The following is a 21,847-nucleotide window of genomic DNA, read 5'->3' on the forward strand; positions in this document are numbered from 1 at the left end:
AGGGGCCCCCTAGGAGGCGCTGGTGCTCGAAGCGAACAACCTCGAGGTTGTCTACGACGACGTGATGCTGGTGCTCCGCGGCGTGAGCCTGCGGGTGCCCCAGGGCAAGGTCGTCGCGCTGCTCGGCGCGAACGGAGCAGGCAAAACGACGCTGATGAGAGCTTTCAGCGGCCTGCTCGACGTGCACGACGGCAAGGTCACCAAGGGCTCGATCACGCTCGACGGTGAACCGATCCACCGCCTCTCACCGGCGCGGATCGCGGAACGGGGCATCAAGCAGGCCCTGGAGGGACGCAGGATCCTGGCCGAGCTCACGGTCGAGGAGAACCTCAAGGTCGGCGGGCACGCGCGGCCCAAGCGGATCCGGCAGAACCTGGACCGCTGCTACGAGCTCTTCCCCCGGCTGGCCGAACGGCGAAGACAGAGCGCGGGCTACCTCTCCGGCGGCGAGCAGCAGATGCTCTCGATCGGCCGGGCGCTCATGTCGGAACCGTCCTACCTGCTGCTCGACGAACCCAGCCTCGGCCTCGCGCCGCTGCTCGTGCAGCAGATCCGCGACCTCGTCGTGAAGATCAACGAACAGGGCACCACGGTCCTGCTGGTCGAGCAGAACGCCAGCATGGCGCTCTCCATCGCCGACCACGGCTACGTGCTCGAGACCGGCAAGGTCGTGATGGACAAGCCGGCGGCGGCACTGCTCGCCGACGACGACATCCGCGAGTTCTACCTCGGTCTCGGCACCTCCTCGTTCCGTGCGGTCAAGCACTACAAGCGCAGGAAGCGGTGGTTGTCTTGAGCGTCCTGGAGGTCAGCGAGATCCGGCTCGCGTTCGACGGCGTCGTGGCCGTCGACACCGTGTCGTTCAGCGTCGAGGAGGGCGAGCTCTTCGCCGTCATCGGCCCGAACGGCGCCGGCAAGACGTCCATCTTCAACGTCCTGAGCGGCGTCTACCGGCCGCAGCGGGGCTCGGTGCGGTTCCACGGCACCGACCTCGTCGGCATGCGGCCGCACCGCATCGCCGCCCAGGGCATGGCCCGCACGTTCCAGAACATCGAGCTGTTCTCCCACCTCACCGTGGTCGACAACCTGATGCTGGGGCGCCACAACCACATGCGCTACGGCGCGCTGTCGGCGTTCTTCTGGCTCGGCAAGGCGAAGAACGAGGAGCTGAAGAACAGGGCGGCGGTCGAGGAGGTCATCGACTTCCTCGAACTGGAGCAGTGGCGCCGGTTCCCGGTCGGCCTGCTGCCCTACGGCGTGCAGAAGCGCGTCGAGCTGGGGCGGGCGCTCGCGATGGAGCCGAAGCTGCTCCTGCTGGACGAGCCGGTCGCGGGCATGAACGTCGAGGAGACCGAGGACATGGCCCGGTTCATCCTCGACGTGCGGGAGGAGCTGAACATCCCGATGATCATGGTCGAGCACGACATGGGCCTCGTCATGGATCTCGCGGACCGCGTGATGGTCATGGACTTCGGCCGCCCGATCCGCACCGGCACCCCGGCCGAGGTGCAGCAGGACCCCGACGTCATCCGGGCCTACCTCGGCGAGCAGCACAAGAGCGTGGCGCCATGACGACGACGGTGGTGACGCGCGTCAAGAACCGCGCGGAGAGCACGCCCGACCAGATCGCGTTGCGGGCCAAGGACTTCGGCATCTGGCAGGAGGTGAGCTGGGCCTGCTACTGGGCGAACGTCGAACTGGTCGGGCACGCGCTGCTCGCCCTCGGCCTCCAGCCCGGCGACCGGGTCGCGATCCACTCCGAGAACCGCCGCGAGTGGCTCTACGCCGACCTCGGCACCGTCGCCGCCCGCGGCATCGCGGTCGGCCTCTACCCGACGAACCCCGCCGCCGAGGTCGCGTACCTGCTGTCGCACTCCGGCACGCGCATCCTCATCGCCGAGGACCAGGAGCAGGTCGACAAGGCGTTGCTGGTGCTGGAGGACACCCCCGACCTGGAGTGGATCGTCTACCTGGAGCCACGGGGCATCAAGGGCCGCTACGACAACCCGAAACTCCTCGCCTGGGACGACTTCCTCGCGTTGGGCGCGCGGCACCGCGACGAGTTCCCGGACGAGCTCGCCGAGCGCATGGCGGCGATCGAGCCGGACGACGTCATGACGTTGATCTACACGTCCGGCACGACCGGGCCGCCGAAGGGCGCGATGCTCACGGTGGCGAACGTCGAGTTCGCCGTCCAGGTCCTGGTGGAGGGCGGCGGTTTCACTTCGCCACCGCCGTCCTCCGCCGACGTCACGCTGTCCTACCTGCCGCTCTGCCACGTCGCGGAACGCATCTTCACGACGTGGTTCAGCGCGGCGAGCGGCGTGCAGGTGCACTTCGCCGAGTCGATCGAGACCGTGCAGGCGAACCTGCGCGAGGTGCAGCCGACGATCCTCTTCGGCGTCCCCCGCATCTGGGAGAAGGTGCTGGCGGGCGTCAAGATCGGGGTGTCGTCGGCGTCCTGGCTCAAGCGCACCACCACGGGGTTCTGGCTGAAGCGCGCCGAGACCATCGGCGAGACGCTCGTGCGGACCGGTGGCGTGCACACGGGCAAGAGCAGGCTGCTCTACGCCGCGGGCTGGCTGTTCTGCTTCCGCGCGCTGAAAGCCCGCATCGGCATGCGGTACGTCCGGTACGCCGCCTCGGGTGCCGCGCCGATCGCACCGGACGTGCTGAAGTTCTTCATGGGCATCGGGGTGCCGATGCACGAGGTCTACGGCATGACCGAGAACACCGCCGTGGCAACGGGAAACCGGCCGGGGCGCGTCAAGCTCGGCACCGTGGGCGAGCCGCAACCCGGTATCGAGCTGCGGATCGACGAGGAGACCGGCGAGATCCTCACCAGGCACGGCGGCACGTTCGCGGGCTACTGGAAGGACCCCGAGTCCACGGCCCGGGTCATGAGCGACGGCTGGCTGCACACCGGTGACGTCGGCGAGTGGGTCGGCGGCACGCACGTGAAGATCACCGACCGGATGAAGGACATCATCATCACGGCGGGCGGCAAGAACATCGCGCCGTCCGAGCTCGAGAACGCGCTGAAGACCTCCCCGTACATCAAGGAGGCCGTCGTCATCGGCGACCAGCGCGCGTACCTCGTGGCGCTGATCGGCATCGAGTACGAGACGGTCGGCCACTGGGCGCAGCAGCGCAAGATCACCTACACCACCTACCGGGACCTGTCGGAGAAGCCCGAGGTGCTGGAGCTGGTGCAGAAGATCGTGACCGAGGCCAACGGGAAGTTCGCCCAGGTCGAGCAGATCAAGAAGTTCCGGATGTTCCCCAAGGAGCTCGACCACGAGGACGGCGAGCTGACCGCGACGCAGAAGGTGAAGAGGTCCGCGCTGGGCAAGATGTTCGACGACCTCGTGGAGAGCATGTATGGATGAGTTTCTCCAGTCGTTGATCCGGGGTCTCGGCACCGGGTCGATCTACGCGCTGCTCGCGCTCGGCTTCGTGATCATCTACAAGTCGACGCAGGTGATCAGCTTCGCGCAGCCGGCGTTCATGCTGGCGGGCGCGGTGCTGGTCTCGTACCTCTCGCCCGTGGTCTCGTTCGCCGGGGCGGTCGTCGTGGCCGCCGTGGTGATCGCCGTGCTGGCCCTGGGCGTCGAACGCACGGTGCTGCGGCCGATGGTCGGCAAACCGGTGTTCGTGGTCGCGATCATCACCATCGGCGTGGACGTCGTGGTGAGGGTGGTGACCAACGCGTTCATCGGCCTCGACGTCCGGCAGGTCGGCGACCCGTGGGGGCTGAACACGATCAACTTCCTGGGCGCCGAGGTGCAGCAGCGCTACCTCGTGATGATCGCGACGACCGCCGTCGTGACGGGCGTGCTGTTCCTCTTCTTCCGCTACTCGCGGATCGGGCTCGCGATGCGCGCGGTCGCCTACGACCAGGAGGTCGCGCTGGCACAGGGCGTGTCGGTCGGCTCGGTGTTCGCGCTGTCGTGGGCGCTGGCGGGCGGGCTCGCCGCGCTGGCCGGCGTGTTCGTCGCGACGGGCGCCGGTGTCGACCAGCAGCTGTGGATCGTGGCGCTGAAGGCGTTGCCCGCGATCATCATCGGCGGCCTGGAGTCGTTGGGCGGCGCCGTGGTCGGCGGTCTCACGGTCGGGGTCGTCGAGTCGCTGTTCGGCACGTACCAGAACGACTTCGCGCCCTGGCTCGGGCCGAACTTCGGGTTGGTGGCGCCGTACGCGTTGATGCTGCTCGTTCTTCTCGTCAGACCGTACGGGCTGTTCGGCAAGCGGGAGGTGGAACGTCTGTGAAGGGTCGTCCTGAGCTCTACACCTCCTACGGGCAGGACATGGCGTTCCTGAACACGCGTCCGAAACGCGCGTGGTCCGGCGGCCTCGTCGTGCTCGCCCTGCTCATGCCGTTCATGATCACCGACGACCTGCTGCAGCTGCTCGCGACCGGGTTCGTGGCGGCGATCGGCGCGATCGGCCTGAACATCGTCACGGGCTACGCGGGCCAGGTCTCGCTGGGCCACGCGTTCTTCCTCGCGATCGGCGCCTATACGGGCGCGGCGCTGTCCGGGTCGGAAACCGGGCGGGTGATCGGCTTCGGCATCACGTCGCTGCCGATCTGGCTGCTGGCCTCCGGGTTGGTGGCCGCGTTCTTCGGCGTCCTGGTGGCGCCGGTGGCGGTGCGGTTGCGCGGGCTCTACCTCGCGATCGTGACGCTGGGGCTGGTCTTCCTGGGAGAGCACGTGTTCCGGGAGTGGACGTCGCTCACCGGCGGTCCCGGTGTCGGGCGGCCCGCGGCCGTGCCCGAGCTGTTCGGGGTGCGCCTCGACCAGGACAACGCGGTGTTCACGGCGGCACAGCAGCTGTACCTGCTGATGTTCGTGCTGCTCGTGATCTTCGGTGTGCTGGCGCGGAACCTGGTGCGCTCGCGGGTCGGCCGGGCGTTCGCGGCGGTGCGGGACCGGGACCTGGCCGCGTCGGTGATCGGCGTGGACCTGACGAGGTACAAGGTCCTGGCGTTCGCGGTGTCCTCGTTCTACGCGGGGGTCGCGGGCGCGTTGTTGTTCGTGGTGAACGGGTTCTTCGACCCCGGCTCGTTCAGCCTGCTGTTGTCAGTGCAGTACATCGCGATGGTGCTCATCGGCGGCGCGGGCACCATCTCCGGAGCGATCATGGGCGCGCTCTTCATCACTCTGCTGCCACGCATCACCAGGGAACTGCCTTCGGTGCTGCCGTTCATCAGTGGTGACGCGACCGGCGTGATCACGGTCTTCCAGGTGGAGGCCGTGCTCTACGGCGTGCTCATCATCGTGTTCCTCATCGTCGAGCCACGCGGTTTGTTCGGCATCTGGATCCGCGTCCGCAACTACTGGCGCACCTGGCCGTTCTCGTACTGAGGAGATCTCCATGTCTGGAAAGAGACTCGCAGTCATCTTCGTCGGGGCGCTCGCCCTGGCATCGTGCCGAGGAGGGGACGGCGCGGCGCCACAGGAGGGCGCGGGCGGTGTCAAGGTCGACGTCGGCGTGACGTCCGAGGCCTGCCCGAACGCCGTCGACAAGTCCAAGGGCTGCATCTACCTGGGCACCATCTCGGACCTCACCGAGGGCCCGTTCAAGACGCTCGCGGTGCCGATCACGGACTCGCAGAAGGCGTTCTGGAAGCGCGTCAACGACAAGGGCGGCATCGGCGGCTACGAGGTCGACGTCACCAAGTACGTCAAGGACAACAAGTACAACCCGCAGATCCACAACCAGGTCTACCAGGAGATCAAGGGCAGCGTCCTCGCGCTGACCCAGACCCTGGGCTCGCCCACGACCGCGGCGATCCTGCCGGACATGAAGAACACGAAGATGGTCGCGGTGCCGGCGTCGTGGACCTCGTTGTGGGGCGTCGAGGACGGCGTGCTGGAGTCCGGCGCGAACTACTGCGTCGAGTCCATGAACACCGTCGACTACGCCGTCGAGAAGATGGGCGTGAAGTCCGTGATGGCCGTGCACAACGCCGGTGACTACGGCGACGACGCGGCGGCCGGCGCGAAGATCGCCGCCGAGAAGCGCGGTCTGACGTTCGAGAACGTGACCACCACCGCCGGTCAGGACAACCAGGGCGGCGCGATCGACGCGGTGGTGTCGAAGAAGCCGGACCTCGTCGTGCTGACGACCGGCCCGACCGACGCGGCCGTGATCATCGGCCAGGCCGCGGCACGAGGCTTCAAGGGCAAGTTCATCGGCACCTCGCCGACGTGGAACCCCGGTCTGCTGAAGTCGCCGGCCGCACCGGCGATCAAGGCGCTGTACATGCAGTCGGCGCCGTGGAAGTCGTGGAGCACCGAGTCCGTCGGCCACACCGCGATGCGCGCGGCCCTGCCGGGTGTGACGCCGAACGACGGCTACACCGCGGGCTGGGTGTGGGCCTACCCGTTGAAGGCGGCGCTCGAGAAGGCCGCCGCCAACAAGGACCTGACGCGGGCCGGTGTGCTCAACGCTGTGAAGCAGCTCACCTCCGTGGACTACGAGGGCATGCTTCCTTCGGGTGCGGGTAATTTCTCCGCTTCGCCCCAGGACGGGCTGTTCCGCCAGAGCACCCTCTACAAGCCCGACGACGCCTCTCCGACCGGAGTCACGCTGGTGGAGGACTTCTTCACCGGTTCCACGGCCAAGGACTTCAAGTTCGAGAAGCCCTGCTACCAATGAACCGAACGGGTGATGCTCGACTCTGAAACCGGACATTGCTGACTATCCTTGCTGGTTGAAGCCTGTAGGAGGTCGTCAGCGGTGTTGTCGTGCGTCGAGGTTCGCCGATCCGCCGGAGGGCTCCGGTTATTCGTTCGTCCCCCGGCCGCGCTGTGCTGGAACGCGCGGCTGGGGTACGAACGGGTGTCGGAGCTGTTGGTCGCGATTCGCCGGGCCGAGTCGTGCACCGTGCCGGACGTGGAGTTGAGGTACGTGCCCGACCAGCGCACCGGTGAGGCGGTGCTGGCGTGCGAGACGGGCACCGTGCTGCTGGACGCCGACGAGGTGTCGGCGCTGCACGCCGCGCTCCGCGCGCACATGCCGGACCGGATGAGGCCCTTGCCTATTTGACCCGGTTGCCGGACGGACGGTGCGTCCGGCACGCCCACGCATGCCGAAGGCGAGGCGTGCTTCCCAGCGCGAAGGGCAACGGCGAAGCCGAGCCACCTCAACGCCCCACACGCGATGGCGAAGCCGAGGCGTGTGAGCACTCGACGTCGGTCAAGCAACGTCTCACGCGATGGCGAAGCCGAGGCGTGTGAGTGATGGATGTCGGGTCAGTGGTGGTGACGCAACCACGACGGCGATTGGGGCTTGACTTTGGGTGCGAGGCCTTAAACTTGACCCTCGGCCGGGCTGTACAGACCCGGCTTTTCTGGGCCGAGGAAGGCCTCGCAAGGGCCCCGAAGTCAAGCCCCAATCGCAATCGTCGCGAAGCGGCGATGCCCGGCACCGGCTCGGTACACGACGCAAGGCGACCACGCTGGAAGGCGACAGGTCGCACGGCAGGTGACCACCCCGCTGGAACTTGACGTCCCAACGCAAACCGACCCGCGCAAGCCAAGGCCCCAGGTCGGCTCGCTCAACTCACAGGCGCGGGGGAGCTGGCCTCCGGGACGAGGACCGCGGGCGACCCGCTGCCGTCGGCCGGCACCGCCCACACGTCGTTCAGCCCGTCGTCGCGCTGGATCGAGTACGCCACGGTCCGGTCGTCCACCCACGCCGGCTGGTCGTCGACGCTGCGGGTCTCGGCCAACTCGGTGATCTTCCTGCTCGTCAGGTCCAGCACCGAGACCCGCCAGCCCTTCTGCGGGTCGCCCTCGACCGCCTTCTTGTAGGCGATGCGGGTGCCGTCCGGGGAGAGCGACGGGCACTCGACGTCGTCCAGGTCGGTGAGCGGACGGACCTTGCGGGCCGCGAAGTCGCCCTCGAGCAGCCACCGGTGACCGCCGGTGGACATCGTGGCGTAGAAGCGGTTGTCGTCGGCCGTGAACGTGACGCCCCAGTAGTTCGTGTCGACGGGCCGGGCCGGCATGCCCTCGACCGCGAACTCCTCCAGCGACGTGACCAGCGTGCCCGTCTTCGTGTCGAGGATGCCGGTGCTGGTGGAGAAACCGTTGGCGGCGTACGAATGCCCGTCGACGAACAGCGTCCACGCCACCATCCGGCCGCTCGCCGAGACCCGCGTGCGGTTCGGGAACCCGGTCAGCGGCACGGTCCTCAGCTCGCGCAGGTCGCGGTCGAGCACGGCGAGTTCGCCCGCCTTCAAGGCTCCGACGGGGCGCAGGCAGGAGATCGTGCCCGCGGCGGAGTAGACGCGGTCGCAGCTCTGCGCGGTGACCTCGCGCGCGCCGGCCGGGTCGTTCCTCGACACCGTGGAGAGCTTGCCGTTGCTCAGCACCATCAGGCGCGGCCCGCCGTCGGTCGGCACGGACCGCGCGGCGTTCTCCGGTGTGGCACCGGACAGGGCGGTGTAGCCGACGGCGACCCCGCCGAGCAGCACGGCGGCGGTCAGCAGGACCAGCAGGCGTCGGTTCATCGGCGTCGTCCCAGCAGTGCGGCGGTGGTGACCAGGGCGAGGACCACCGCGACGGCGGCGATCCTGGTGGCGGTCTCGGGGCTGGTGAACTGCCACGTGAGGCCGAAGAGCACGGACGAGCCGAGGTAGGCGAGCGCCTGTCCACTTTGGATCAGCGCGATGCCGGTGGTGCGCAGGCGTTCCGGCAGCACCGGGCCCGCGAGCGCCATCAGCACGCCGTCCGTGCAGGCGTAGAACACGCCGTACAGCACCACGACCAGCACGAGCAGCGGCCAGCCGCCCAGCGGTCCGTGCAGCAGCAGGTAGACCAGGGTCAGCGCGCCGTACCCGGCCAGCATCACCTTGAGCCGGCCGACCCTGTCGGCGAGCGCGCCCAGCGGTGCGGCTAGCAGGAGGTAGACGAGGCTCGTGCCGACGGCGAGCAACGGGAACCAGCCGAAGGCCAGCCCCTCGCGCTTCTGCAGCAACAGGTACACGAACCCGTCGCCGATCGTGACGAGGCCGAGCAGCGACGCCGCCAGCACGATCCGCCGGACGGCCGGGTCCTTCAGCAGCGCGAGCTTCAGGGGTTCCTTGCGCTCCAGCGGTTCCGGACGATCGCGCACGTAGAGCACGAGCACCAGCACGCCGAACGCGGCGATGCAGGCGCTCACCACGAACACGGCGTCGAACGACTGCGCGGACGCCGCGAGCACGGCCATCGCGACCAGCGGCCCGGCGAACGCGCCGATGCCGTCCATCGCCCGGTGCACGCCGAACGCCCGCCCCAGGTCTCCGCTCGGCGTGGAGAGCGTGATCAACGCGTCGCGTGGCGCCGTGCGGAGCCCCTTGCCCGCCCGGTCCGCGGTGATGACGATCCCCAGCGCGGTCAGGGAGTTGCCGGCCGCGAGCAAGCCCAGCTTGGCCACGGCGGAGATGCCGTAGCCGAAGCCCGCCACGGCCTTGCGCCGGTGCGTGCGGTCGGCGAGGTAGCCGCCCGCGAGTCTGAGCAGGGTGGTGGCGCCGGTGTAGACGCCGTCGATCAGCCCGTACGCGGCCGGGCTGAGCTGGAGGCCGATGACCAGGTACAGCGGCAGGACCGCGGCCACCATCTCCGACGACACGTCGGTGATGAGGCTGACGGTGCCGAGCGCGAAGACGTTGCCGCTCAGCCCCTTCCAGTTCGCCGTCCTGGGTTTGTCGAGAGTGGACAGGTACATCACCGGCCTCCAGCGGGTCCGTCAGTGGCAGTCGGTGGTGCCGCTGTCGGTGTAGGTCTTGCCCGCCTCGGGGACGAACTGCCAGTCGAAGCTGTTGTCGTGCAACGTGAACTTCAGGACCCCGCGCGTGCCGGTGTTGCGGGCCTCGCTGTTCGGCTTGATCGTGCCGAACCCGTAGGCGCCCGCGCCACCCATGCCCGCGACGAACGACCGGATGCCGCGCGCCGTGTCCAGGCCACCGCTCGGGTTCTGCGGTGCGAAGCGCTCGTACTGGTGGTTGTGCCCGAAGACCACGAGGTCCGCGTTGGCGTCGTACAGCGCCTGGAACAACGGCCTCGTGGCCGTCGAGGGCGCGTGGTTGGCGCCGCTCGTGAACAGCGGGTGGTGCCAGTACGCCGCGGTGCACGGCTTCGTGCTCGCCGCCAGGTCCTGCCGCAGCCACTGCTCCTGCGCGCTGCCCGCCGCCATGCTGATGTTGGAGTTCAGCGACACGATGTGCCAGTTGCCGAGGTCGTAGGAGTAGTACCCGCGCCCGGACGGACCGGCCTGCGCGCCGAAGTAGTTGTAGTACCCCGTGGCGCCGCTGGTGTGGTAGTCGTGGTTGCCGGGAGAAGGCTTCGTGCGTGCCTTGTGCCGGCCCCACGTCGGCTCGTAGTAGGTGCTGAACTGCGAGGCCGTGCCGTCCGGGTAGACGTTGTCACCGGTCGTCCAGACCGTGCCCTGGATGCCGTCGAGCAACGCGGCCGTGGCCGTGTCACCGGATCCCGAGTCGGCGATGTCGCCCGCGCCGACCCAGACCGGGTCGCCGGGAGGCGGCGTCGTGCCGTCGGTGACGACGAGCTGCGGTGCCGTGGACCCGCTCTCGCGCGAGTCGTAGTCGGCGCCGTCCGTGCTGCCCGACGTGATGGCGATGCTGTAGGTGCCGTTGCCCGTGACGAGGCTGGTGACGTCGACCTCGTACCAGGCGTTGCGCACGACCGCGCCCAGCGACCCGAGGGTGGCGCCGTCGACCGCGGGCTGGTTCGCCCAGGTGACCGCGGTCTCGGTCCAGCTGACGTTCGACATGGCCCGGAACGTGCCGCCGTTCGGGCTCTCCGCGCCGGAGACGTCGTCGGTGTGCAGACGCAGCTTGGCGTTGCTCACGCCGCTGACGCCGGAGACCGTGAACTTGAGGAACGTCCGCTTGACCGGCGAGTTGTCGATGCCGAGCTGGCCCGACGTGCCGAAGTTCGTGCCCGTGGACCCGTTGTCGACGTAGGTGTCGGCGGTGGGGGTGAACGTCGTGATGGCGGCGTGGGCCGCAGTGGAGGCGGTGAGGGTGGCCGCCGTGACGATGATGCTGGAGAGCACGGCTAAGGGAGCCCTGCGACGTGACATGCCTGTCCTCGTGGTGGTGGGCGGACATGGGCCGTCGGCGAGAGTAGGGCCGCGATGGTTCGGCCACCAATGATCGTTCGGCGGCGGTTGGGTGAACGCTCGGAAAACCCCTCCAGGGGGTGAGCACGTATTTCCCCCGCCCCCGCGCGCTCCGTACAGGCATGGGAGTCGAGGTCTGCGACCCTCGCTGGCTGCCGGCCGTGCCGGAGGCCGAGCTGGTGGTCGCGCTGGACGAGGTGGGAGAGCACGCCGCCGACGGGCACCGGGTGACGGTGCTGATCGACCTGGTGCCGGACAACGTGACCCTGCTGCGGGGGCTGGCCGCGCAGGCCGTGGGCGAGGGCGCGCGCAAGGTGCGGGTGCGCCCGCACGGCGTCGACCGGGTCGACCTCGTCTACGCGGCGGTGGAGCTGAACCGTGTCGCGGAGGACGACGCGGTCGAGGTGCAGTTCGACGTCACTTCGGCCGCGCTGCTGCGGGCCGATCCCGCCTCGTTCGTGCGGCCGGACCCGCTGGTGGTGAAGGCGGACGGCACGGTCGTGCCGATCTGCGCCGGGCTGGAGGACTACGCGCTGGGCTCACTCGGGTCGTTCGACGATCTGCTGGCCGCCTGGGACCCCGAACCGGTGCGCGACCTCTGCCGGGTGGCGCTGACCCGCGCGCTCGCCGACACCGGGCCGCTCGTGTCCTGGTACGAGCACCTCACCCGGACAGCAGCCGAGCTGCGCTCCTCGTGTTGATCACCCGTTCCGGCTCGACGCCGCACTCCTCGGCCCGCGCGCAGCCGTAGTTCAGCCAGTCCAGCTGGCCCGGCGCGTGCGCGTCGCTGTCGATGGAGAACGTGCACCCGGCGTCGACGGCCAGGCTGAGCAGCCGCCGCGGCGGGTCGAGCCGCTCCGGCCGCGAGTTGATCTCGACGGCGGTGCCGTGCTCGGCGCACGCCTCGAAGACCTCCTCGGCGTCGAACTGGGACTCGGGGCGGCCCTTGCCGACGACGAGCCGGCCGGTGCAGTGGCCGAGGATGTCGACGTGCGGGTTGCGCACCGCGTTGACCATCCGGCGGGTCATCTCCGCGCGCGGCATCTTCAGTTTCGAGTGGACACTCGCGACCACGACGTCCAGGCGTGCCAACAGGTCCTCGTCCTGGTCGAGTGAACCGTCGTCGAGGATGTCGACCTCGATGCCGGTGAGGACGACGAACGGCGCGAGTTCGGCGTTGAGCTCCGCGACGACCTCCAGCTGCTTCTCCAGCCGGTCGCGGGACAGTCCGTTCGCGACGGTCAGCCGCGGGGAGTGGTCGGTCAGCACCATGAACTCGTGGCCGAGGTCGCGAGCCGCCTCGGCCATGTCGCGGATCGGGCTGCCGCCGTCGGACCAGTCGGAGTGGACGTGGCAGTCGCCCTTGAGCCGCGCGCGCATCTCCTCGCCGCCGGTGATGTCGACGTGCCGCAGCTTCGCGAGGTAGGACGGTTCGCGGTTCGCCAGGGCGTCCACGACGACGCCGGCGGTGGACTTGCCGACGCCCTTGAGGTCGGTGAGCGTGCCCAGCTTCGCCCGCTTCTCGACGTCGGCCGGGTCGAGGTCGGCGAGGACGGCGGCCGCGTTGCGGAACGCCTGGACGCGGTAGGTCGGCTCGCCCGCCCGTTCGAGGTGGAAGGCCACCTGCTTCAACGCCTTGACCGGATCCATACCTCTTCCTACCCCATCCCCGGGGTACGCGCGGCTCCTACCGAGGGCGGGTTGACGTCTCGGCTGGTTTCGGCGGTACCCCGGGAAGGGGCCGAACGCGGTGAATTCCACGCGACCTTCGAGGGTGTCGACCGGACTCGCCACTGCGGAAGCGTTCTCGCGCAGGCCGACGAATCGGAGGGGTGCGCGGTGAGGAAGCGTTGGGGCGCGGCGGCTTTGGTCGCCCCGCTGGTCATGTCCCTGGTGGGAACGGCCCAGGCGGCGCCTGGGCCGCTGGACGAGTACTACGCCCAGACGGTCGCGTGGGCCGAGTGCCCGGCGGGCTGGGTCACGCCCTCGACGGGGGTCGAGTGCGCCACGGTCGTCGTGCCGATGGACTACAAGAACCCCGGCAACGGCAACCTGGAGATCGCGATCTCGCGCAAGAAGGCGACGGATCCCGCACGCCGCAGAGGCGTCCTGATGACCAACCCGGGCGGTCCCGGCGGCTCGGGTCTCGGTGCCGTGCACTGGTTCAACGCCCAGACCGAGGTGCTGAAGATCTACGACGTCATCGGCATGGACCCGCGCGGCGTCGGCCGGTCGACGAACATCCGGTGCGTCTCGACCCCGTCCGACGACGAGTTCCCTTCCCGCCCAACGGACTCGCAGCTCGCGAACTGGTCCGACTACGCGCGTGCGGTCGAGGCGAACTGCCAGCGCGGCGGCGGTGAGATGCGCCGGTTCATCTCGACGATGAACACCGCCCGCGACATGGACGTCATCCGCGGTGCCATGGGGGAGAAGAAGATCTCCTACGTCGGCTACTCCTACGGCACGCAGCTCGGCGCCGTCTACGGCTCGATGTTCCCGAAGAACCTCGACCGCAGCGTCCTCGACTCCGCGCTCGACCCGCTCAAGACGTGGCACGAGCAGGACGTCGACGTGGTCGACGCGATCACCGACAACCTCCGCAAGTGGACGGAGTGGACCGCCGCCCGTCACGGCACCTACGGCCTGGGCACCACCCCTGCCGCCGTGCGCGGGGAGCTCGACGCCATCGCGGCGAAGCTGAAGACCGGCCCGCACGGCGGCTACGCGGACGTGACCTCGTTCGACTACGCCGCCGGCGCCACCCGCTACCGTCGCTCGTGGGCGGCGTTCTCCCGGCACATCGCCTCGATCAAGGCGGGCGTCGCCGACCCCGCGGAGGCCTCCGCGATCGTCGCGGCGCTGAAGAAGGGCGACGTCGAACCGACCTCGCCGGGCACGTTCCAGGCCGTGGTGTGCGAGTGGGACTGGTCCACCGACGTCACCACCTACTACAACGACATGAAGCGCTGGCGCGACACCAACCCGTACGGCGGCACGGTGGACTACATGGCGCCGACCAACTGCACGTTCCGCGCCTTCCAGCGGCCGGAGAAGATCCCGGCGATCACGCGGAAGTACCCGGCGGGCCTGGTGGTCAACTCGGACGGCGACACGCAGACGCCGCTCGCCAACGGCCGGGTCATGGCCGAGCACCTCGGCCAGCCGTTGATCAGTGTCGCGAACGACGGGCAGCACGGGCACTACGCCTTGCGCCGCAACGCTTGTGTCGACACGATCGTCGACAAGTACCTGGTGTCGGGGATCCTGCCGGCGTCGCGGGTGACGTGCGCGGGGACGGACATCGCGGAGACCGTGCCGCCGGGGCAGGCCGCCTCGCTCGGCGCCCAGTCCGCACGGCCGTTGAGCGACATCCTGGGTGAGATCGCTGCGGAGACGAAACCCTTCTAACCGGGCGGCACGACGCGGCCGAGCCGTTTGCGCACTCCCTCTTCCTGGTAGCGCGCGACGGTCTCGGCCAGCTGCTCGCAGGCCCGTTCGATCGCCCTGCGGGCCTCGTTGCGCTCGCTGGTGATGGCGCTCAGGATCAACCCGGTCAGCGCCACCGAGCCGTTGAACGCCTGCAGCACGATCATCGTCGTGAGCAGGTCGCCGGCGGCGAAGTGGCCGCCCGCCGCGGACATCACGGCGGCCACGGACACGATCACCGCGCACGGGGCCGCGATCGCGTGCTGGAAGCGCAGCGCGGCCCAGATCAGCATCGGGAACACCAGGAACAGCAGGCGCGACTCCGCGGTCGTCACGAGGGACGCGAGCACGGTGGTCGCGGTCAGCAGCACACCCGCCTCGACCAGGCGGCGCGGCGTGAAGGCCCACCGGCGGGGCAGGGTGAGCAGTAGCGGCGTGAAGATCAGCACGCCCATCGCGTCACCCGTCCACCACACCGACACCACGGCCGGCACGTCGCGCCACGGGATCACGCCGCCGATGCGCAGTGCCGCCGCGCCGACGAGCGCGCTCACCATCATCGCGCCCAGCGCCCCGGCGAACACGAGCAGCAGGGCGTCCTTCAGCCGGTCGAGCGTGGGCCGGAAGCCGAAGCGGGTCAGCAGGTACCAGGCGAGCAGGGGTGCGGCGGTGTTGCCCGCGGTGATCACCAGTGCCGAGAACACGGGTGCGCCCAGGCCGATGTTGGCGACGAACGCGCCCAGCGTGATCCCCGGCCAGACCTTGCGGCCCGACATCAGCAGCGCCGCCACGGAGATCCCCGTCGGCAGCCACAGCGGGGTGACCTGACCCTCCACGAGGGCCAGGACCAGGCCGACCTGCGCGGTCGCGTAGTACGCGACCGCGACCGCGGCGATCGTCGCGACGGTGCGGAGTGCGGCGTTCACCGGAACATGCTGCACCCGTGCACACACGTTGGCCATACCTCGCGACGCGGCGTACCCACCTGGACTCCCTCCGCAGGCGGGCACCGGCCACGCGCGGTGGGTGATCGGTGCGAACGAGGACGAACAGGGCGCACCCTGCGGCGTTCCGCATTCGTTTGACCAGTGCAAATCGACATACCGGCTGGTATGCTCGGCCACTCTCGGTGGCCGTTGGGCTGTTCGGGTGGACCCTCGGCCGAGTGGTTGCGGTACGCCGGGGAGCGACTGGTACCCGTTGGTAACAAGCCGTGTGAGGGGACCCATGAGGACCGTGTTCACGACCTGCCCGCTCTGCGAGGCGACCTGCGGGCTGGAGCTGACGGTCGAGGGCGACCGCATCACCAAGGTGCGCGGTGACCGCGAGGACGAGTTCAGCAAGGGCTTCCTCTGCCCCAAGGGCGCGTCGCTCGGCACGCTCGACGCCGACCCCGACCGGCTGAGCCTCCCGCTGATCAAGCGCGACGGGGAGTTCCGGGAGGCGACCTGGGACGAGGCGTTCGCGCACATCGACGAGCGGCTGAAGGACTTCCCCGACCGCAACGCCGTCGCGCTGTACCTCGGCAACCCCGTCGTCCACTCGCTCGCCGGCGGCCTCTACGCCGGACCGCTGCGCAAGGCGCTGGGCAGCCGCAACGTCTTCACCGCGAGCACCGTCGACCAGATGCCCAAGCACGTCCAGGTCGGTCACGTGTTCGGCGGGATCTTCTCCATCCCCGTGCCCGACATCGACCGCACCGACTTCATGCTGGTGCTCGGCGCGGACCCGTTCTCGTCCAACGGCAGCCTGTGGACCGTCCCGGACGCGCCGGGCCGCTTCAAGGAGCTGCAGAAGCGCGGCGGCCGGTTCGTCGTCGTCGACCCGCGCCGCAGCCGCACCGCCCAGGCCGCCGACCAGCACGTCGTGATCCGGCCCGGCACCGACGTGTTCCTGCTGCTCGCGCTGATCCACGAGCTGTTCGCGCAGGACCTCGTGCGGCTACGCGACCTCGCGGAGCACGTCACCGACCACACCGTGATCCGCGAACACGTCGCCGAGTTCGGTCCCGAGGCCGTCGCGGAGCGCACCGGCGTCGACGCCGCCACGATCCGCGCGCTGGCGCGGCAGCTCGCCGAGGCCGACCGCGCCGTGGTCTACGGCCGCATCGGCACGACGACCGTCGAGTTCGGCACGATCGCGTCGTGGGCCGTCGACACGCTCAACGTCCTCACCGGCAACCTCGACCGGCCCGGCGGCGCGATGTGGCCGCTGCCTGCCCACTCGAAGCGCGGCACGGGCACCGGCAAGGGCTTCGGCACCGGCCGCTGGCACAGCCGCGTGCGGGGACACCCCGAGGTGATGGGGGAGTTCCCGGCGGTCACGATGGTCGACGAGATCGAGACGCCCGGCGAGGGGCAGGTGCGGGCGCTGGTCACGATCGGCGGCAACCCCGCGCTGTCGCTGCCGAACTCGGTCCGCGTGAACGCGGCGCTGTCCTCGCTGGACTTCATGGTCAGCGTCGACCCGTACCTCAACGAGACCACCCGGCACGCGGACGTCGTCCTGCCGACGCCGCCGCCCTCGCGCCGCGACCACTACGACATCGCGTTCCTGAACAACTCCGTGCGCAACGTCGCGAAGTACTCGCGCGCCGCGATCCCGTTGGAGGAGGGCAGGGTCGACGAGACGGACATCTTCTTCCGCCTCGCCACGATCTTCGGCGGTCTCGGCCCGGCCGCCGACCTCGACGCCGTCGCCGCGGCCCAGCTGGACGCGCTGAAGAGGCAGGCCGGCGTCGACTTCGAACCCGAGGGCGACACCCGCGAGGAACGCCTGCTGGACCTCAAGCTCCGCACCGGCGCGTACGGGATCTCTTTGCGGCAGCTGCTCGACAACCCGCACGGCATCGACCTCGGCCCGCTCACGCCGCGCCTGCCCGAGATCCTGCGCACGCCGTCCGGGAAGATCGAGCTCACCCCGGCGCCGATCATGGCCGACCTGCCGCGCGTGCGCACCGCCCTGCACGCGCCCGAGACAGGGCTGGTCCTCGTCGGCCGCAGGCACCTGCGCACCAACAACTCCTGGATGCACAACGTGCCCGCGCTGGTGAAGGGCAAGCCGTTGTGCACCCTGCTCGTGCACCCCGGCGACGCCGACCGCCTCGGCCTGACCGACGGCAAGCACGCCCGGGTCACCTCGCGCGTCGGCGAGGTCGAGGTGCTCGTCGAGGTCACGCCGGACATCGCGCCGGGCGTCGTCTCGATGCCGCACGGCTGGGGCCACGACCAGCCCGGCACGCGGCTGACCGTCGCGAACGAGCACGCCGGCGTGAACGTCAACCTCCTCACCGACGACCTCCGCATCGACCCGCTCTCGGGCACCGCCGTGCTGAACGGCACCCGCGTGAAGGTCCTGCCCGCCTGACCGTTCCCCCCGAAGTGCTGAGGAGCCGCCATGACCGCCGGAGTCACCAGCCCGACCGCGGTGCGAGCCGTCCGCCGGATAGCCGACCTGCCGTTCCTCGCGGAGCAGGCGTACGGGGACGCGGTGGCGTGGCGGTCCAAGCAGGACGGACGGTGGCACGAGCAGACCTACGCCGAGGTCGCCGAGGTGGTGCTGGACCTCGCGTCCGGGTTCGTCCACGCCGGACTGGCGGCGGGCGACCGGGTCTGCGTGCTCGCGAACACCCGTCCGGAGTGGACGGCGGTCGAGCTCGCGGTGCTCGCGGCGGGCGGCATCGTCGTGCCGATCTACCCGTCCAGCACGCCCGAGGAGATCGCCTGGGTCGTCGGCGACTCGGGCGCGTCGATCGTGGTGGCGGAGAACGAGGAGCAGTGCGCGAAGGTCGAGGCGGTGGCCGCCGGCCTGCCCGAGCTGCGCGCGGTCTTCGCGATCGACCAGGCCGGCGAACGGCCGCGGGTCGCCGAGCTGCAGGACGCGGGCCGCACCTCGCCGCTCGCCGACGTGCTGGACTCCCGGCGGGCCGCGATCAGGCCGGAGGACCCGAGCCTGATCATCTACACCTCGGGCACCACGGGACCGCCCAAGGGATGCGTGCTCACGAACGCCAACTGGGTCGCGCTGTGCCGGGTCGCGGAGGAGGCCCGCATCGACGCGATGACCGGTGTGGTCTACCTGTTCCTGCCGCTCGCGCACGTCTTCGCGCAGATCGTCATGTTCGGCACGATGTACCGCGGCGGCGCGCTCGCGTACTTCGGCGGGGACATGAAGGCGATCGTGCCGGAGCTCGCCGAGGTGCGGCCCACGTTCCTGCCGTCCGTGCCGCGGATCTTCGAGAAGATCTACACGTTCGTCACGGCGAGCGTGCCCGCGGACCAGCTCGAGCAGGCCGTCGCGCTCGGACTGGAGGTCCGGCGCCGGCGTGCCGCGGGAGAGGTCGTGCCGGCCGAGATGGCGGCGGCGTTCGAGAAGGTGGACGCGTTGTTCGCGAACGTGCGCGGAGCGTTCGGCGGCCGGCTCGTGCAGGCGTTGTCCGGTGCCGCACCGATCTCGCGTGAGGTGCTGCAGTTCTTCCACGCGGCCGGCGTGCCGGTGCTGGAGGGCTACGGCATGACCGAGTCCACCGCCGTCGGCACGATCAACACGCTGGAGAGCTTCAAGCTCGGCTCCGTGGGCGCGTCCGGCGTGGCGGGCCTCGAGATGACCGTGGGGGAGGACGGCGAGCTGCTCATGCGCGGCCCGCACGTCTTCGCGGGCTATTGGCGCAACGAGGAGGCCACGGCCGAGACGCTGCGGGACGGCTGGCTGCACACCGGCGACCTCGGCGAGATCGACGCGGACGGTTTCGTGACGATCACGGGGCGCAAGAAGGACATCATCATCACCGCGGGCGGCAAGAACATCGCGCCGGCCAACGTGGAGAACGTGCTGCGCCAGTCCCGCTGGATCTCGCACGCCGTGCTGTACGGCGAGCGCAAGCCGTACTGCGTGGCCCTGCTCACACTCGACGCGGACGAGATCGTGCCGTGGGCGGCGGCGCGCGGGTTGCCGTCCGACGTCGAATCATTGGTGGGTCACCCGGACGTGCGAACGCTCGTGCAGGGAGTTGTCGACGAAGCGAACGCGCACTTCGCCAGTGTTTCCCAGGTGAAGAAGTTCGTGCTGCTCACCAGGGATCTGTCCCAGGAGGAAGGTGAGCTCACGCCGACGTTGAAGGTCAAGCGCAGCGTGGTGCACCGCCTTCACTCTGGGTTGTACGAAGGGCTCTACGAGTAACCCGTACGTACGAGAATTCGAAAAACAGGTACATCCACCCTGGCGGTTTCGGTCCGGTCAGGGCAGAGTGGGACACCAAGCGGCGCCAGGCCCCCTCCCCCCTCGGGCCCAGCCGCTTCGCGGCCCCGGCTCAAGGCGTACTCCCCCCAGACGCCCAGCCGGGGCCGCCTTGCACATCCGTCCTCTGTGGTCAGCGCTTCGGCGGCGCGGTGGTGCCGCGCACGATCAGCTGCGTCTCCGCCACGATCTGCGGCACGTCGGCGTGGTCCGCGTCGAGCCAGTCCAGCAGGAGGTTCACGGCCGTGCGTCCCGCCTGCGCGACGGGCATCGCCACCGTCGTCAGCGCGGGGGAGCACAGCGACGCGTACGTGAGGTCGTCGAACCCCGTCACGGACACGTCCCCCGGCACGGACACGCCGCGGTCGCGCAGCCGCGCCAGCACGCCGAGCGCCATGATGTCGTTGTAGGCGGCGATCGCCGTCGTGTCCGCCGCCAGAGCCAGGTCCGCCGCCTGCAGCCCGCCCTCGTAGCGCGGCGCGAACGGCCCGAGGTCGACCAGGTCCACCCCGTGCCGCGCCACGGCCTTCATCAGGCCGCGCCGACGCTCCTGGTTGGACCACGACGTGCGCGGGCCGTTGAGGTAGGCGATCCGCCGGTGTCCCAACGCGACGAGGTGCTCGACGACGGCCTCCATCCCGCCCGCCGAGTCCATCAGCGCGGCGGGCACCCCGGGCAGCCGCCGGTTGAGCAGCACCAGCGACGTCACCCCGGCCACCTCGCGCACCTGGGAGTCCTCGAGCCCCGGCGCGCACAGCACGACCCCGTCGACCTGCTTCGCCATCGCGTGCACCAGCTTGGCCTCCGCGACCGGGTCCTCGTCGCTGTCCGCCACGAACACCGCGTAGTCGGCCTGCATCGCCCGCGCCTGCACCGCCTTGAGCACACCGGTGAAGAACGGGTTGTCGAGATCCGGCACGACGATGCCGATGTTGCCGGTCTTGCCGGTGATCAGCCCGCGCGCCGCCCGGTTGGGCTGGTAGCCGAGCTCGGTGGCGGCGGCGAGCACGCGCGACCGGGTCTCCGGGCGGACCAGCTCCGGGGACGTCAGCGCCCGGGACACGGTGGCGACCGACACGTGCGCCCTGCGTGCCACGTCGCGGATCGTGACTGCCACTAGTACCTCACCCTCGCCAGCCGGTTGGACCAATCATGACGGGTCGGCTGTGAAGCGGGGCCTCCGCGTGGACGGGCGGCGCCGAAGCCGGGCCGTGGCAAGGGAAACGCGACGCCTGGAGGGGCACCCCGGCGGAGTGCCCCTCCAGCGTCAGGCGGATCGGGTCCGCCGGCGGCGCACGAGGATCGTCGTGACCACGTACGACAGGAACGCCAGCTGCGCGCCGGCCACCGCGCCGGTCAGCCACACCGGCGCGCCCTCGGGAAGTGCTCCCAGCGCCAGTGTCGGACCGGCCACGCCACCGGCGGTGGCGACGGCCAGCGACATCGAGTCGGTCAGGTCGGGCAACCGGCTCGACGGTCCTCGGACGTCCACGGCCTTGTCGTCGAACTCGATGCGCAGTTGGGCCGTGTCGCCGGGCTCATCGAACGACTCCGGCTCGCCCACGTCCGGAGTCACAACACCTGTCTCCACAAGTGTTCCTTTCACCCCCGGCACGGCACGCGCCCACTCTGAACGCGGCGGCCGAGCAGACCGCGGCGCCGATGTGGCACGCCCCCCAGGTCACGCCACTCCCGCAGCGCGGTCCGTCCCCAGGATAGCGCCGCTCCCACCGCCTGAAGCAACCGATTCGCCACATTTTCTGTGTCAAAAAGTAGCCAGGGATGTGCGAGGCTGGCAGGCATGGGAACCGACAAACCCGCCGTCGCCGAGCGCGTCAACGTCGCGCTGATCGCCGACTCGGCCGCCGCCCTGGGCAAGCTCCAGGCGCGCACCGGCATGAAGAAGGTCGACATCGTCAACCGGGCCGTGCAGCTCTACGAGTTCCTGGAGGCGCAGATGCGCGAGGGCAGGGAGCTGGTGGTCCGCGACGAGAAGGGGATCGACCGCATCGTCAAGGTCTTCTGACGGAGGGCGCGGTTGACAAAG

19 protein-coding genes are annotated in these 21,847 nt (G+C 69.9%); 12 read left to right on the forward strand and 7 right to left on the reverse strand.

From position 1 onward, the window contains the following. Positions 1-22: 22 nt before the first annotated feature. The 7 genes from ABZX02_RS26515 to ABZX02_RS26545 all read left to right on the forward strand — a co-directional run bounded on the left by ABZX02_RS26515 (position 23) and on the right by ABZX02_RS26545 (position 7,053). Positions 23-796 carry an ABC transporter ATP-binding protein gene (locus ABZX02_RS26515; RefSeq protein WP_355301732.1) on the forward strand — a complete coding sequence of 258 codons (774 nt, stop codon included), beginning with the start codon at positions 23-25 and terminating at the stop codon, positions 794-796. After that, positions 793-1,572, forward strand: a complete 780-nt coding sequence (locus ABZX02_RS26520) for an ABC transporter ATP-binding protein (protein WP_355301734.1) — start codon at positions 793-795, stop codon at positions 1,570-1,572. Before ABZX02_RS26515 ends, ABZX02_RS26520 begins: the two co-directional genes overlap by 4 nt. After that, on the forward strand, positions 1,569-3,389 hold the full coding sequence (locus tag ABZX02_RS26525) for an AMP-binding protein (protein WP_355301736.1): 1,821 nt from the start codon (positions 1,569-1,571) through the stop codon (positions 3,387-3,389). Before ABZX02_RS26520 ends, ABZX02_RS26525 begins: the two co-directional genes overlap by 4 nt. Next, positions 3,382-4,269, forward strand: coding sequence for a branched-chain amino acid ABC transporter permease (locus ABZX02_RS26530; protein ID WP_355301738.1), 888 nt, complete (start codon positions 3,382-3,384; stop codon positions 4,267-4,269). The genes ABZX02_RS26525 and ABZX02_RS26530 overlap by 8 nt, the downstream gene beginning before the upstream one ends. Next, positions 4,266-5,366 (forward strand): branched-chain amino acid ABC transporter permease, encoded by a 1,101-nt coding sequence (locus ABZX02_RS26535; RefSeq protein ID WP_355301740.1) that lies wholly within the window; start codon positions 4,266-4,268, stop codon positions 5,364-5,366. The genes ABZX02_RS26530 and ABZX02_RS26535 overlap by 4 nt, the downstream gene beginning before the upstream one ends. Before the next feature lie 10 nt (positions 5,367-5,376). Continuing rightward, the gene (locus ABZX02_RS26540) at positions 5,377-6,663 is read left to right on the forward strand and encodes an ABC transporter substrate-binding protein (protein WP_355301742.1); all 1,287 of its coding nucleotides are present in this window, start codon (positions 5,377-5,379) and stop codon (positions 6,661-6,663) included. Between the two features lie 183 nt (positions 6,664-6,846). Then, the gene (locus tag ABZX02_RS26545) at positions 6,847-7,053 is read left to right on the forward strand and encodes a hypothetical protein (protein WP_355301744.1); all 207 of its coding nucleotides are present in this window, start codon (positions 6,847-6,849) and stop codon (positions 7,051-7,053) included. A gap of 511 nt (positions 7,054-7,564) precedes the next feature. On the opposite strand, the gene ABZX02_RS26550 is transcribed toward ABZX02_RS26545, so the two are convergent. The 3 genes from ABZX02_RS26550 to ABZX02_RS26560 are packed head-to-tail and all read right to left on the reverse strand — an operon-like array spanning position 7,565 to position 11,070. After that, positions 7,565-8,521, reverse strand: a complete 957-nt coding sequence (locus tag ABZX02_RS26550; protein ID WP_355301745.1) for a hypothetical protein — start codon at positions 8,519-8,521, stop codon at positions 7,565-7,567. Continuing rightward, a complete protein-coding gene (locus ABZX02_RS26555) occupies positions 8,518-9,720 on the reverse strand; it encodes an MFS transporter (protein WP_355301747.1) in 1,203 nt (400 codons plus the stop codon). The genes ABZX02_RS26550 and ABZX02_RS26555 overlap by 4 nt, the downstream gene beginning before the upstream one ends. Positions 9,721-9,741: 21 nt before the next feature. Beyond that, positions 9,742-11,070, reverse strand: a complete 1,329-nt coding sequence (locus ABZX02_RS26560; RefSeq protein ID WP_355301749.1) for a DNRLRE domain-containing protein — start codon at positions 11,068-11,070, stop codon at positions 9,742-9,744. Between the two features lie 188 nt (positions 11,071-11,258). Between ABZX02_RS26560 and ABZX02_RS26565 the strand changes: the two genes are divergently transcribed. Continuing rightward, entirely contained in the window at positions 11,259-11,837 is a 579-nt protein-coding gene (locus ABZX02_RS26565; RefSeq protein WP_355301751.1) for a hypothetical protein, read from the forward strand. On the opposite strand, the gene ABZX02_RS26570 is transcribed toward ABZX02_RS26565, so the two are convergent. Beyond that, positions 11,800-12,786, reverse strand: coding sequence for a PHP domain-containing protein (locus tag ABZX02_RS26570; protein WP_355301753.1), 987 nt, complete (start codon positions 12,784-12,786; stop codon positions 11,800-11,802). The genes ABZX02_RS26565 and ABZX02_RS26570 overlap by 38 nt on opposite strands. Positions 12,787-12,975: 189 nt before the next feature. Between ABZX02_RS26570 and ABZX02_RS26575 the strand changes: the two genes are divergently transcribed. After that, a complete protein-coding gene (locus ABZX02_RS26575) occupies positions 12,976-14,547 on the forward strand; it encodes an alpha/beta fold hydrolase (RefSeq protein WP_355301755.1) in 1,572 nt (523 codons plus the stop codon). Here ABZX02_RS26575 and ABZX02_RS26580 read toward each other — a convergent pair. After that, on the reverse strand, positions 14,544-15,491 hold the full coding sequence (locus tag ABZX02_RS26580; protein WP_355301757.1) for an MASE1 domain-containing protein: 948 nt from the start codon (positions 15,489-15,491) through the stop codon (positions 14,544-14,546). The genes ABZX02_RS26575 and ABZX02_RS26580 overlap by 4 nt on opposite strands. 301 nt (positions 15,492-15,792) lie before the next feature. Here ABZX02_RS26580 and ABZX02_RS26585 point away from each other — a divergent pair, with 301 nt between their 5' ends. Both ABZX02_RS26585 and ABZX02_RS26590 read left to right on the forward strand, forming a co-directional pair. Further along, positions 15,793-17,931 (forward strand): molybdopterin-dependent oxidoreductase, encoded by a 2,139-nt coding sequence (locus tag ABZX02_RS26585; protein WP_355301759.1) that lies wholly within the window; start codon positions 15,793-15,795, stop codon positions 17,929-17,931. Positions 17,932-17,961: 30 nt separating this feature from the next. Beyond that, positions 17,962-19,743, forward strand: coding sequence for a long-chain fatty acid--CoA ligase (locus ABZX02_RS26590; protein ID WP_355301761.1), 1,782 nt, complete (start codon positions 17,962-17,964; stop codon positions 19,741-19,743). Between the two features lie 190 nt (positions 19,744-19,933). Here ABZX02_RS26590 and ABZX02_RS26595 read toward each other — a convergent pair whose 3' ends face one another. Together ABZX02_RS26595 and ABZX02_RS26600 are read right to left on the reverse strand one after the other, a co-directional pair. Beyond that, positions 19,934-20,917, reverse strand: coding sequence for a LacI family DNA-binding transcriptional regulator (locus ABZX02_RS26595; RefSeq protein WP_355301763.1), 984 nt, complete (start codon positions 20,915-20,917; stop codon positions 19,934-19,936). Positions 20,918-21,067: 150 nt separating this feature from the next. Continuing rightward, the gene (locus ABZX02_RS26600) at positions 21,068-21,376 is read right to left on the reverse strand and encodes a hypothetical protein (RefSeq protein WP_355301765.1); all 309 of its coding nucleotides are present in this window, start codon (positions 21,374-21,376) and stop codon (positions 21,068-21,070) included. Positions 21,377-21,601: 225 nt separating this feature from the next. On the opposite strand from ABZX02_RS26600, the gene ABZX02_RS26605 reads away from it, so the two are divergent. After that, positions 21,602-21,826 (forward strand): hypothetical protein, encoded by a 225-nt coding sequence (locus tag ABZX02_RS26605; RefSeq protein WP_355301767.1) that lies wholly within the window; start codon positions 21,602-21,604, stop codon positions 21,824-21,826. Positions 21,827-21,847 lie beyond the last annotated feature (21 nt).

This window comes from Lentzea sp. NPDC003310 (assembly GCF_040610935.1).
In the GTDB taxonomy this organism is placed as follows: Bacteria; Actinomycetota; Actinomycetes; order Mycobacteriales; family Pseudonocardiaceae; genus Lentzea.